Genomic DNA, 11,853 nt, shown 5'->3' with positions numbered 1-11,853 from the left:
ACTTTTGGTCTCATGAACCGTCTTTGCCCTAAATTCGTGCTCTTTGCGTTGCTGTGGCTTATCTGCGTTGCCGCTTTTTTTGTCGGTTGCGAAAAGGATAGCGATGGCCCGCTCGAAGTGTCGAAAGAGGGCTTTTATTACGATGGAGATGGATTCTTTTTGCAGGCGAAGCTCGATTCTGGCAGGACCATTCATTTGGTGAAGGATACCCTGTATCTGGATTTGGGCAAGATGTGGACATTCTCGAACTGCGCCCTGAAATCGATAAACTTGAATTTCAGCAAACAGGACACCGTCTTGTGGATTTCCCCGACGCTTGCCATACATGCGACGGCTGAAGACTGCGCCGCTCCTTATTACCGCCCCGATACGACGTTGAAGATAACGCTTCCTGTAGACCAGGTGAAAGATATCGGACTCATCAAGGTGAAAAACGATGCGGACTCGGTGATGGATTCGATTCTACTGCGTCGCGGGTCGTTTGAAATCGACACGTTCTATGTGTATATGGATTCTTCGTTTGCCGATCCTAAGGCGTATCCGTTGCGGACAAAGAATAAGAAGAAGGGTGAACAAATTCCCTCGATTTTACGTGTACTCGATTCGATTACGCCCCGTGTCTTTTACTGGCGCATCATGAAATCCACTTGTACGCACCGTGTGGATATGTGCAAGAAAACGCTTCCCGATACGATTTACCCGAAATACTGGGATTTAAACGATACGAACCTTGTTCCGGTGCATTATGTTTGTGCCGATTCCGATTCGGTATACTGCGTCAATTCCAAGTGGGAAAATGATTCGACGGAACTAGGCCGTGTACAGGAACGCCCCGATACCATTTGGCACTACAGCACCTACTATACCGAAAAAATCCCGGAATGCGGAACCTACAATTCCTTTGCGGTCAGTAGCTACTCGGTGGGGCAGCGGGTACGCTTCATAAGGGAATTGATGACTCCCGACGGCGATGAGACCTTCTGCGGGCCAGCATCGCAGAAAAAGTGGATGGTCTACAACCTGCAAAACAATAGGATGGTGCTCGATACGGGTGATGTTGCCATATTGGATACTTTGTCCAAGATATGGAAGAAGGCGACTGTCGCCCCGGACACGTTGAAAAAAGATTAGAACTTAGAATAAGGTCCCTGAGCTTGCCGAAGGGCCGCAAGGTTCGAAGGTACAGAATTCTCTAGATAAAACGACTATGATTGAATATTCCTTCTCTCCTGAAATTGCCGAGGCGGATCGCCCGGTCCTGTTGGAATCCCGCATTTACAAGGAGTGGCTTGAACGTTCCCAAGAAAAGTTCGTGGTCACCAAGGTTCATTTTTCTTCGGCTGATTTTTTACGCAAGGGGCGGCAGCCCCTGTTTATTAAGCTTTCCGCGACGGCAACTCTTCCCGACGGTCGCCCGGTTCATGGAATTGTGCTTGTCCGTGGGAATGCGGTGGGTGTATTGGTGGTGCTGCGTTGCGAAGGAAAGAAATATCTGCTTCTGGTGCGTCAGCCGCGCTTTGCCATCGGTGAACAGGCCTCTCTTGAAATCCCGGCGGGAATTCTTGACTGGACTGGGGATTACCGCAAGGTTGCTCTCAGCGAACTCGAAGAAGAAGCCCAGATAAAGGCAGACGATTCGGAACTTATCGACCTGATGGATTTTTGGTACAAGGGCAAGAGTGAAGGCTTCGCGGCAAGTTGCGGATTGTTGGATGAACGTATTCGTTTGTATGCGATAGAACGCGACGTGACGCCTGAACAGCTAAAGGCGATGGATGGTCGCGACCAGGAGTATACCGAGGAAATTGAGTGGATCAAGACCGTGGTGCTCCCTTACGAAGAAGCCGCACACGAATTTATCGACGGAAAGAACCTGATTGCGCTGTTCCTGTACGAACGCTGGCTCGATTCTAGACGAGAGAACGCTTCGCTACAGACGAGAGACTAGAGGTTTTACCAATTGCCGAGATTGTTGACGGTGAGTCCGATAAAGAAGACCGTCAGGTACCCGTACCAGAGACCGGTGAGTACGTAGTTCAGCTTACGCTTGTAGGCCTTGGGTTCATTCTTGTTTTTTTCGCGGATGACAAGGATGTTCTTGCGTAAAAAATAGGCGCAGCCGGCAAGTCCGACCAGGGAAGCAATCATCAGAAGTACGTAAGCCATGCGCCAAATATAGCTTTTCCCCCCCCATTTTAATCAATCCCGGTTGCCCAAGGTCAAAAAAATTTCTCTATTTGGTATGTACTGACGTTCGTGGGTGCAATTTTCGCTTGAATGAGCAAAAGTCGGGCCCGTATGCGAACGCCGTTTATTATACGAGGTCTATTTGGTAGCCCAGAAATTGGATACACTTATCGCCCAGGCGTGCGAATCCGCCGGTGTCACCTTGGTGGAACAGGATATGTTCCGCGCCGGTAAACGCAAGACGCTTCGCCTTTACATAGACAAGCCCGAAGGGGTCACTATCGACGATTGCTCGAATGTGAGCCGTCATTTGTCCGATGCTCTGGACCTGGACCCAGACATTATTGAAGGTGCCTACACGCTTGAAGTGTCGTCGCCGGGGTTGGACCGCCCCTTGAAGTCGGTCGCCGATTTTACCCGCAATATCGGACGTTTTGTGCGGGTGACCCGCAGTACAGGAAAGCCCGTGGTCGGTAAGCTTGTTGCTGCAGACGAAGAAAATTTGACGCTCACCCTCAAGGGGAATGCTGGCGACGTTGTCGTGCCCCGTTCCGAGGTGCTGGTGGCGAAAGTGGATGTACAAATTTAATAGGAAGGTCATGTTATGAAGAACGAACCGAAGGTGAACTTGCTCGAAGTGCTGAAAAGTGTTGTCGAAGCCAAGGATATGGATGATTCCGTTGTGCTGAATGCGCTGAAGGAAGCGCTTGTCACGGCAGCCCGTAAGTACTTGCACATCGAAAAGAAAATCGATGTGGATTTCGACATGGAAACCAACGAGGTGCATGTGTACCTGCGTGTGGACGTGGTCGACGACTATCCGGACTACGACCCGAACATGACTGCTGCCGAAGTGGAAAAGCTCGACCAGGGTTATATGCTGGTCGAAGAAGCTCGCGACTTCAACGAAGACGCTCAGGCGGGCGACTTCCTCGAAATGGAAATTCCTATTTCTGCATTTGGACGTCAGGCCATTCAGACGGCAAAGCAGCTTTTGAACCAGCAGATTCGCGATGCTGAACGTCAGAAGATTATGGACGACTACCGTGGCCGTATCGGTTCCATGGTCAGTGGCGAAGTGCTGCGTAACGAACAAAATAACATCATCGTGAAGCTCGGCAAGAAGACCGAAGCGATGATTCCGTATCGTGAACAAATTAAGCGTGAACGCTGGGAACAGGGTAACTCGATTAAGGCCGTTGTCGCCCGCGTGGAAGAATCTTCCAAGAACGGTGCACAGGTGATTCTCTCCCGTGCAAATGGCGACTTCCTCAAGGAACTGTTCCGTCAGGAAGTTCCCGAAATTTACGAAGGTTCCGTGGAAATCAAGGGCGTTGCCCGCGAACCGGGTTTCCGCGCCAAGATTGCCGTGCATGCCCGTGACGAAAAGATTGACCCGGTCGGCGCCTGCGTTGGCATGAAGGGTGCCCGTGTCCAGACGATTGTCCGTGAATTGGGCAACGAACGCATTGACATTGTGCAGTGGGATGCAAACCTCGATACCTTTATCGAACGCGCTCTTACTCCGGCTAAGGTCGTAAAGCAGATTCCCGTGCCGGAAACGCGCCGCGTGGTGGTGATTATCAGCGACGAAAACCTGGCTCTTGCGATTGGCAAGAACGGCCAGAACGTGAAACTCGCTGCCGAACTGGTGCAACGCAACCTGGATGTCTTTGGCGAAAAGGAATGGTCCGAAAAGGATGACGAAACGAAGGCTAGGATTACATCTCCGTCTGCCGCCGACTTGAACCAGAACCGCAGGGCTGCACGCTAAGTTTTAAAAAAGGAACATTGGAAGCTATTCATGGCTATTGAAGATCAAATTAAACCGGTAGATTGGGCTGAATCCCACGGTGTCAAAGTCGACGTCGTGATGAAGTTGCTGCGCGATGCGGGCGTTACTGTCCGTACTCACATGTCCAAGGTGGATGCCGCGGACTATGAGAAAATCGAAGCGGCCGCCGAAAGCGAACGTCAGAAGGCCGAAGCCCGCAACAAGAATCTGAAAAAGGCTACGCCTTCCGATGCTTCCAGTGGTTCTTCGGCAAAGAAGAAAGAATCCGCGACTGCGGGAAATGGAAAGCTCAAGGTGACGCTGATTAAGGGCAAGAAGGCTACTGTAAAGCCTGCCACTCCTGCAGCAAAGCCCGCTCCCGCAAAACCGGCTCCAAAGGCTGAAACTCCGGCTGCAACACCTTCGACCCCGAAGGTCGAGGCTCCTGCCGCAGCTCCGAAAGTAAGTGCTCCGGTGGAGGCTCCGAAGGCCCCTGTCGCCGAAGTGAAACCCGCTGCCCCTGCAGCTCCTGCTGCATCGAAGGCCGAAGCTCCTGCCGCTGCCCCGCAGGTGAGCGAAACTCCGAAGGCTCCTGCCGCCGAAGTAAAGCCCGCTGCCCCTGCTGCTCCCGCCAATGTGGCTCCGAAGGCAGAAGCTCCTGCTGCGGCACCGGCTGCAAAGCCTGCAGTTCAGAACGCTCCGGCAAAGCCTGCCATGGTGACCCCCGGCATGGAACTCAAGCAGCCTCCGATGAAGGCTCAGGTGTTCAAGCCCGACGAAGCGATTCTCGCCCGTATCAAGAAATCCCAGCAACAGGCCCAGGCAAACCGTGGCGGACACCGCGGCGGTGGAAACCAGCAAGGCTACACGGGTACATTTGGTCGTCTTTCCAATAACGGCGACAATCGAAACGGTGGACGTCGTAATGACAACCGTAACGGCAATGGTGGTAATGGCGGCAACAATGGCGGTCGTACCTTTACGGGACGCGCCAGCGGCTTTACCGGCAGTTCCATGCAGGATGCCTTTAACGCAAGCAATGGTGGCGGCCAGGGATTTGGCGGCCAGAACCAGGGCGGCAAGGGTGGCAAGCAGCAGAACGGTCGCCACGGCCAGAACGACAAGAACCGTCGCGGCAATGGCAAGGACCGTCAGGACCAGCAGAAGGAAATCCAGCAGGAAGTCGTTCGTCAGAACGTTTCCCGCGTGATGGCTGACCTGTCCAAGAAGCCTGTCAAGAAAGTTTACCGCAAGGAGCATAACGACAATACTCCGGGCGAAGAAAAGAAAATCCTCAAGACTTCCGACTTTATTACCGTGGGCGAACTCGCTGGCCTTATGGACCAGATGCCGGCCCGCGTGATCGCGAAGTGCATGGAAATGGGCATGATGGTGACCATCAACGCCCGCCTCGATTTTGAAACCATCCAGCTCTTGGCTGACGAATTCGGTTACGAAGCCCAGCTGATGGAAGAATACGAAGAAGAAGTGCTCGGCGTGGAAGAAGAATCTTCTGAAAACCTGAAGCCGCGTCACCCGGTGGTGACGGTGATGGGCCACGTTGACCACGGTAAAACTTCTTTGCTCGACTGGATTCGTAAAACCCATGTGGTGTCCGGCGAATCGGGTGGCATTACGCAGCACATCGGTGCATACGAAGTCACGACCAAGCAGGGTAAGGTGACCTTCCTCGATACTCCGGGTCACGAAGCATTCAGTGCTATGCGTGCTCGTGGTTCTCAGGTGACCGACGTGATCGTGCTCGTGGTGGCTGCCGACTCCATGGTGATGCCGCAGACGGTTGAATCTATTGAACTTGCTAAGCGTGAAAAGGTGCCGATGGTCGTGGCTATCACGAAGATCGACTTGCCGACCGCTAACCCCGACAAGATTCGCGCCCAGCTCGCTGAACGCGGCGTGGAAGTGGAACAGTGGGGTGGTTCTACCAGCTGTATCGAAGTTTCTGCACGTACGGGCCAGGGTATGGACGACCTCTTGGAAACGCTCGCCCTCGAAGCCGAAGTGCTCGAACTCAAGGCTAACCCCGATGCTCACGCTCGCGGCGCCGTGGTGGAATCCAAGCTCGACGTGGGTAAGGGTTCTATGGCCACGATCCTCGTGCAGAACGGTACGCTCCATGTGGGTGACCCGTTTGTTTGCGGTATTTACGCTGGTCGTGTCCGTGCTATGTTTAACGAACGTGGCGAACAGATGAAGGAAGCTCCTCCGTCTGCTCCGTGTCAGGTACTCGGCTTTGACGGTACTCCGCAGGCCGGTGATGACTTGATCGTGGTCGAAGATGAAAAGACCGCACGTGAAATTGCCTCCAAGCGCCGTATGGCTGCTCGTGAACGCGACCTGCGTTCTCGTAACGTGAAGACTTTGGAAGATACCTTCAACGATCGTAAGGAAGGTAAGCTCTCCGAACTCAACCTTATTGTTAAGGCCGACGTGGGCGGTTCTGCAGAAGCTCTTGCAGCAAGCCTCGAAAAGCTTACCAACAAGGAAGTGCGCGTCAACATTATCCGCAAGGGTGTGGGTACCATTACGGAATCCGATATCTTGCTCGCTACGACCGCACAGGCAATCATTATTTCCTTCCATTTGATGCCGTCGCTCTCTATCCGCGAAATGGCCCAGAAGGAAGGCATCGAGATCCGCAACTACCGCGTGATTTACGACTGCATTGAAGATATCACCAACGCTGTGGAAGGCCTCTTGAAGCCGACCATGCGCGAAGAACTCTCCGGCGAAGCAGAAATTCGCCAGGTGTTCAAGATTCCGAAGATCGGTCTCATCGCAGGCTGTATGGTTACCGACGGCGAAGTCGACCGTACCAGCCATGTGCGCGTGTACCGCAACGGTGTGGAACTCGGTACGACCGTGGTCCAGTCCTTGAAGCGCATGAAGGACGACGTCAAGTCTGTCGCTCGTGGCTTTGAATGCGGTATCGGTCTTAAGGGTTACGAAGACATCAAGGAAGGCGATAGCTTGATCTTCTTCAAGGAAATCAAGGTTGCCCGTACCCTGAAGGATGTCGCTCGCGAAGAAGCCGAAGAAAAGGCGAAGAAAGCCGCGGAAGAGGAAAGTGCAACGTAGAGATGAGGTCGTGCTTCGCACTTTGAGGTGTGAGGTCGCGACTTTTGGTCGCTCTGAGAAGATTCAGGCGCCAAAGGCGCGATTATAAAAAGCTCAATCCTCAAAGGGAGTCGTAAGACGACCGTCCTCAAACCTCATACCTTTTAGTATCAATGAGTAGAAGAACTGACAGATTGGACGAACAGTTCCGCGAGGAAATCGGCAAGCTCTTGCAGAAGGGCTTGAAGGATCCTCGTGTGAGCAGCCTCGCAAGCATCACGCGCGTGACGATTACCGATGACCTGAGCTACGCCAAGGTCATGGTGTCCGTGATGGGTTCCGACAAGGAAAAGCGTGATTCGCTGATTGGCCTCAAGAATTCGGCGGGTTATATCCGCACTGTTTTAGGCAAGGCGCTTAAGATCCGTAAAATTCCGGAACTGAATTTTGTTCTGGATGAAAACCTGGAACACGCCATGCATATCGAAAGCATCTTGGCCGAACTGAAGCAGAAAGGGGACCTCTAGTTGAGCAATTCCGGCTTCGTTCTTTTGGACAAGACTGCTGGCGAAACTTCTTTTAAGGCCCTTTTCCCACTGAAAAGGGTCTTTTCTACGAAACGCGTAGGTCATGCGGGTACGCTTGACTTGCGCGCGTCTGGCTTGATTATTGCGGCGACCGGCCGCTGCACGCGTCTTTTGCCGTTTGTCGAGGCGAAGGACAAGTGCTATAGTTTTAGGCTGCACTTGGGCTACGAAACCGATACCCTCGAGTGGGATGGCGAAGTCGTCGCGCAGGATGAACGTGCTGTTGATGTGGCTTCGGCTGACGAACGTCATCCTAGAGCCGAAGGCGTTGTTGTGGCTCCGGCTGCAAATTGCACGCTCGCATGGCCTCGGCCTTCGGCCGATGAATGCTCGCTTAGCGATTCGCAGCCTATGCCAGATAAAGACATTGGCATCCAGGGCGATGTTGCTAGTAAGGTCCCTGAGTTTGTCGAAGGGCCGAAAGATGGAAAAAATGAAAGTGTCATCCTGAGCGAAGAGCCGGAGGCTCGTAGTCGAAGGATCCAGGGCGTTTCTCGCGAAATGCTCGAAGCGGTGCTCCCGCAGTTTGTTGGCGATATCGAACAGGTGCCGCCGAAATACTGTGCCGTCAAAATCAACGGTGTCCGTGCAAGCGACTTGATGGAGCGCGGCCGCAACATTGAATTAAAACCCCGCAAGATTCGCATTAGCGAACTCAAGGTGATTGGCGAGGGAAATGTAACCGAGGGCTGTTCCGGCAAGGAATTTGCGACATTCGACTTGATTTGCGAATGTTCCAAGGGAACATACATCCGCGCTCTTGGACGCGACATCGGACGAGCCCTCGGGACCTACGCCTGCGTATCGCAGATTCGCAGACACCGCATCGGTAACGTGACTCTCGATAAGGCGGTGCGTGGCGAGGACTTGACCCGAGAAAACCTGTTGCCGGTCGATGCGGTGCTCGATTTTCCGGTGGTGCGCCTGACCGATGAACAGGTGGCCGTCATTCGCCAGGGCAATTGGCTCCCGTGGAAAGAGAAAATCGAGGGCGTAGGCCCCGAGGGCCATGTGTTTGTCGCGAATATGCAGGGCGAAGTCCTGAGCCTATGTCACTATGAACCGGGGCGCATTAAGCCGAAGTTCTACTTAGGGGAAGATGAATAAAAAAGGTGATCCCCGCCTTCGCGGGGATGACAGTGTAGGGCTGCGGGAATGACAGAAAAGAGACTGGCATGATAGTGATGGGTCGCGGGAATGATAAATGAGGTAAAAATGAAGCGTGCGGTAACGATGGGAAATTTTGACGGATGCCACCTGGGACACCAGGCGCTTTTCCGTACGCTCAAGGCCGTTGCCGAAGTGAACGGCTGGACTCCGACGGTTATCAGTTTTGAACCCCATTCCAATTACGTTCTGCGTGGCCCCGGCGATCCGCTGCTTTTGACGACTACCGAAGAAAAACGCGAATTTATCGAGAGCCTTGGCCTTGATTTTTTGGTGCTTCCTTTTACTCCTGAAGTGGCGAAGCTTCCGTTTGACGATTTTGTTAGAAACGAACTTATCGAAAAGCGTGGTGTGTGCGCCATGTTCTTTGGACATGACCATTGCTTTGGTGCCGGTGGCAAGGGGAACTATGAGACGATTACCGCGGCTTTCCCCGAACTATCGACGGCGATGCTTTCGATCGTGCTCCATAAGGGGGAACGCGTGAGTTCTTCTGCCGTGCGTAATGCGCTGTTGAATGGCGACGTGTCGCGAGCGCAGACTTATCTGGGGCGCCCTTATCGTTTGTCCGGAACGATTGTTTCGGGAAAGCGTCTTGGACATACGATCGGCTTTCCGACAGCGAATCTTCAGGTGGAAAAGTACAAGTTCCTGCCCAAGCGTGGCGTGTATGTGGCGACGGCGCGCCTTCCGGGTGTCGTCGATGCCGATGGCGCCCACGATGAACGCGTATTCCGTGCCGTGGTGAATATCGGTACGCAGCCTTCTACGGGAAATCAGCAACTTGCAATCGAGGCGTACCTGCTTGACTTTAGCGAGGACATTTATGGTCGCCCGATGGTCCTGGACCTGATGGCCTACTTGCGCCCTGAAAAAAAATTCCCGAGTCTGGACGATTTGGTCCGCCAGATCGGAATGGATGCCGATACCGCACGCAACTACAACGGTAACCACTGGGCTGAATAAATGGCAGAATAAATTAAACCCCGGCATCACTGTCGGGGTGTTTTGCAGGGTGTTCTCGCTAGGGTGTGATTACTTCTTCAGCAAGTCACGGATTTCGGTGAGAAGCTTTTCTTCGGCGGAGGGTTCGGGAGGTGCCGGAGGTGCTGCCGGGGCTTCAGCTTCTTGCTTGCGCATGTTCTGCATGAATCCGAGGAACTTCTTCATCACGAGGAAGACCACGATGGCGACGATGAGGAAGTCGACGATTCCACCGATGAAGTTGCCGTAGGGAATTTCGACGCCGGCAGCTGTGGTGTAGGAAAGGGACTTGAGGCCTTCGCCGGCATCTTTGCCGCCCGCCATGGCGATGATGGCTGTAACGCCCGGCATCACGATGTCGTTTACGAAGGAAGTCACGATTTTACCGAAAGCACCACCGATGATAACACCGATGGCCATATCGACGATGTTTCCCTTGAATGCGAAGGCCTTGAATTCTTCGATCAGGGATGTTGCTTTACCTTTGATACCCATATTGGATCCTTTTGTTGAAGTTAAGATAAAAATATGTTTAAAATATCGCTTTGGCAAGAGGGTTTTCTAAATTTGGAGTGCTATGTCATGGTTTATTCTGGCCCTTCTGTCGGCGTTTTTTCTCGGGTGCTACGACCTTGCCAAGAAAAAGTCGGTGCAGGACAATGCTGTCCGTGTGACGCTTTTTTTGTGTAGCGCCTTTTACGCCCTTTTTATGTCCCCGATGCTTTTTACGGGACATTGCGAAAGCCTTCCCCTTCAAAGTCACGTGTACTTGTTCGGTAAGGCGGCGATTGTGGGGGGAAGCTGGATCTTGACCTACAATGCGCTTGCGCACCTGCCGCTGAGTATCGCGACGACGATTCGCGCCCTGGCTCCGGTTTTCACGATCTTTATTGCCGTCACGTTCATGGGGGAGCGCCCCTTTGCTCTCCAGTGGGTGGGGGTGGCAATCTGTATCTGCTCGTATGTGGGCTTGAGTTTGGCCGGCCGCAAGGAAATGGGACATTTCTTTAGCAACGGCTGGGTGATTTGCATGGTGCTCGGGACAATCCTTGCGGCATGCAGCGGCGTTTACGACAAGTTTATTTTGCAGCGTATGAACTTTGATCCCCTGACGGTGCAGGTCTGGTTCAGTATTTACATGATGCTCTGGCAGTTTGTCATCTGTGCCGTTACCTGGTTTCCGCGGCGCCACAAGACAACTCCGTTTCAGTTCCGTTGGTCTATGGTGCTAGTCGCCGTCCTCTTGATTATCGCGGATCGCTGTTACTTTGTGGCGGTGAGCGACAAGGACGCGCTGATTTCGATTATTACGGTGTTTCGCCGTTCGAGTGTGCTTATTTCGTTCTTCGCGGGACTCCTGTTTTTCAAGGAACGCAAGAGCAAGATGAAATTTGTCGCCCTGCTCGGCGTGATTGTGGGTATTTGTCTGATTGCTTTGGGAAAGTAGATGATTGGCATAACAGGTTCAATAGGGGCGGGAAAGTCGCTAGTCGGTCGCATTTTGCGTGACCGAAATATTCGCGTGATTGACGCTGATGTTGCCGTGCATCATTTGTACCGCGATGATGCCGGTTTACGCGCTGCAATTGCCGATGCCTTTGGAACGGACATGCTTACCGAAAAGGGTATTTGCCGTAGCCGCATGGCCGACCTGATTTTTAAGGATTCGTCTGCGAGGGCGCATCTTGAATCGCTTGTGTATCCGGTGCTGACATCTTACCTGCTTCGGGAAAATCCCGCTTTTGTGGAGGCGGCGCTTCTTGAAAACGTTCCCGAACTAGTGAAGGCCCTCGATGAAATCTGGGTGGTGACTGCAAGCGAGGAGGTGCGCCTGAAACGCCTTGTGGAAAACCGCAACTTTAGTAAAGAGGATGCATGCCGCCGCATTGAACTGCAGCGGGTTCGCGATGGCGAAGGTTTTTGGCGAGAGCTTTTCCCTGGAAAGAAAATCCGCTTTATCGACAATTCCGGCGACGAAAATACGTTGCGGACTGCGGTCTTGAAAATGCTATAAAAATGCGGCACCGAACGGCGCCGCATTTTGGTGTATGGAGGAGGGATTGGGAGGTTCTTGTT

The 11,853-nt window shown here is 53.0% G+C and carries 12 protein-coding genes; 10 read left to right on the top strand and 2 right to left on the bottom strand.

What is annotated here, in order from left to right; translation table 11 throughout:
• Positions 1–12: 12 nt before the first annotated feature.
• A complete protein-coding gene (locus Q0W37_RS00540) occupies positions 13–1,131 on the top strand; it encodes a hypothetical protein (protein WP_297697747.1) in 1,119 nt (372 codons plus the stop codon).
• 76 nt (positions 1,132–1,207) lie between these two features.
• Positions 1,208–1,948, top strand: coding sequence for an NUDIX domain-containing protein (locus Q0W37_RS00535; RefSeq protein ID WP_297697745.1), 741 nt, complete (start codon positions 1,208–1,210; stop codon positions 1,946–1,948).
• A 5-nt stretch (positions 1,949–1,953) separates the two neighbouring features.
• Here Q0W37_RS00535 and Q0W37_RS00530 read toward each other — a convergent pair whose 3' ends face one another.
• The gene (locus tag Q0W37_RS00530; RefSeq protein ID WP_297697743.1) at positions 1,954–2,166 is read right to left on the bottom strand and encodes a hypothetical protein; all 213 of its coding nucleotides are present in this window, start codon (positions 2,164–2,166) and stop codon (positions 1,954–1,956) included.
• 163 nt (positions 2,167–2,329) lie between these two features.
• Between Q0W37_RS00530 and rimP the strand changes: the two genes are divergently transcribed.
• The 6 genes from rimP to ribF all read left to right on the top strand — a co-directional run bounded on the left by rimP (position 2,330) and on the right by ribF (position 9,759).
• Complete coding sequence (gene rimP / locus Q0W37_RS00525) at positions 2,330–2,776, top strand: ribosome maturation factor RimP (protein WP_297697741.1); 447 nt, start codon at positions 2,330–2,332, stop codon at positions 2,774–2,776.
• A 15-nt stretch (positions 2,777–2,791) separates the two neighbouring features.
• Positions 2,792–3,961, top strand: a complete 1,170-nt coding sequence (nusA, locus tag Q0W37_RS00520; protein ID WP_297697739.1) for a transcription termination factor NusA — start codon at positions 2,792–2,794, stop codon at positions 3,959–3,961.
• Between the two features lie 30 nt (positions 3,962–3,991).
• On the top strand, positions 3,992–7,060 hold the full coding sequence (gene infB / locus Q0W37_RS00515) for a translation initiation factor IF-2 (RefSeq protein ID WP_297697737.1): 3,069 nt from the start codon (positions 3,992–3,994) through the stop codon (positions 7,058–7,060).
• Between the two features lie 152 nt (positions 7,061–7,212).
• The gene (gene rbfA / locus Q0W37_RS00510) at positions 7,213–7,566 is read left to right on the top strand and encodes a 30S ribosome-binding factor RbfA (RefSeq protein ID WP_072976600.1); all 354 of its coding nucleotides are present in this window, start codon (positions 7,213–7,215) and stop codon (positions 7,564–7,566) included.
• Positions 7,567–8,733, top strand: a complete 1,167-nt coding sequence (locus Q0W37_RS00505; protein WP_297697734.1) for a tRNA pseudouridine(55) synthase TruB — start codon at positions 7,567–7,569, stop codon at positions 8,731–8,733.
• 108 nt (positions 8,734–8,841) lie between these two features.
• Positions 8,842–9,759 (top strand): riboflavin biosynthesis protein RibF, encoded by a 918-nt coding sequence (gene ribF / locus Q0W37_RS00500; protein ID WP_297697732.1) that lies wholly within the window; start codon positions 8,842–8,844, stop codon positions 9,757–9,759.
• Positions 9,760–9,828: 69 nt separating this feature from the next.
• On the opposite strand, the gene mscL is transcribed toward ribF, so the two are convergent.
• On the bottom strand, positions 9,829–10,272 hold the full coding sequence (mscL, locus tag Q0W37_RS00495) for a large-conductance mechanosensitive channel protein MscL (protein ID WP_297697731.1): 444 nt from the start codon (positions 10,270–10,272) through the stop codon (positions 9,829–9,831).
• An 82-nt stretch (positions 10,273–10,354) separates the two neighbouring features.
• On the opposite strand from mscL, the gene Q0W37_RS00490 reads away from it, so the two are divergent.
• Positions 10,355–11,224: a DMT family transporter gene (locus Q0W37_RS00490; RefSeq protein WP_297697729.1), complete on the top strand. Its 870-nt coding sequence runs from the start codon at positions 10,355–10,357 to the stop codon at positions 11,222–11,224.
• On the top strand, positions 11,225–11,791 hold the full coding sequence (gene coaE, locus Q0W37_RS00485) for a dephospho-CoA kinase (protein ID WP_297697727.1): 567 nt from the start codon (positions 11,225–11,227) through the stop codon (positions 11,789–11,791). It begins immediately after the preceding gene.
• Positions 11,792–11,853 lie beyond the last annotated feature (62 nt).

It is taken from the genome of uncultured Fibrobacter sp., from assembly GCF_947166265.1.
Lineage (GTDB): Bacteria > Fibrobacterota > Fibrobacteria > Fibrobacterales > Fibrobacteraceae > Fibrobacter.
This window is presented reverse-complemented; position numbering and strand designations above follow the sequence as displayed.

What these genes read in the sequence shown, in the direction of transcription:
- nusA (WP_297697739.1), top strand. Translation starts at nt 2,792, where the DNA reads ATGAAGAACGAACCGAAGGTGAACTTGCTCGAAGTGCTGAAAAGTGTT.
- rbfA (WP_072976600.1), top strand. Translation starts at nt 7,213, where the DNA reads ATGAGTAGAAGAACTGACAGATTGGACGAACAGTTCCGCGAGGAAATC.
- Q0W37_RS00530 (WP_297697743.1), bottom strand. Translation starts at nt 2,166, where the DNA reads ATGGCTTACGTACTTCTGATGATTGCTTCCCTGGTCGGACTTGCCGGC.
- Q0W37_RS00535 (WP_297697745.1), top strand. Translation starts at nt 1,208, where the DNA reads ATGATTGAATATTCCTTCTCTCCTGAAATTGCCGAGGCGGATCGCCCG.
- Q0W37_RS00540 (WP_297697747.1), top strand. Translation starts at nt 13, where the DNA reads ATGAACCGTCTTTGCCCTAAATTCGTGCTCTTTGCGTTGCTGTGGCTT.
- ribF (WP_297697732.1), top strand. Translation starts at nt 8,842, where the DNA reads ATGAAGCGTGCGGTAACGATGGGAAATTTTGACGGATGCCACCTGGGA.
- mscL (WP_297697731.1), bottom strand. Translation starts at nt 10,272, where the DNA reads ATGGGTATCAAAGGTAAAGCAACATCCCTGATCGAAGAATTCAAGGCC.
- infB (WP_297697737.1), top strand. Translation starts at nt 3,992, where the DNA reads ATGGCTATTGAAGATCAAATTAAACCGGTAGATTGGGCTGAATCCCAC.
- coaE (WP_297697727.1), top strand. Translation starts at nt 11,225, where the DNA reads ATGATTGGCATAACAGGTTCAATAGGGGCGGGAAAGTCGCTAGTCGGT.
- Q0W37_RS00490 (WP_297697729.1), top strand. Translation starts at nt 10,355, where the DNA reads ATGTCATGGTTTATTCTGGCCCTTCTGTCGGCGTTTTTTCTCGGGTGC.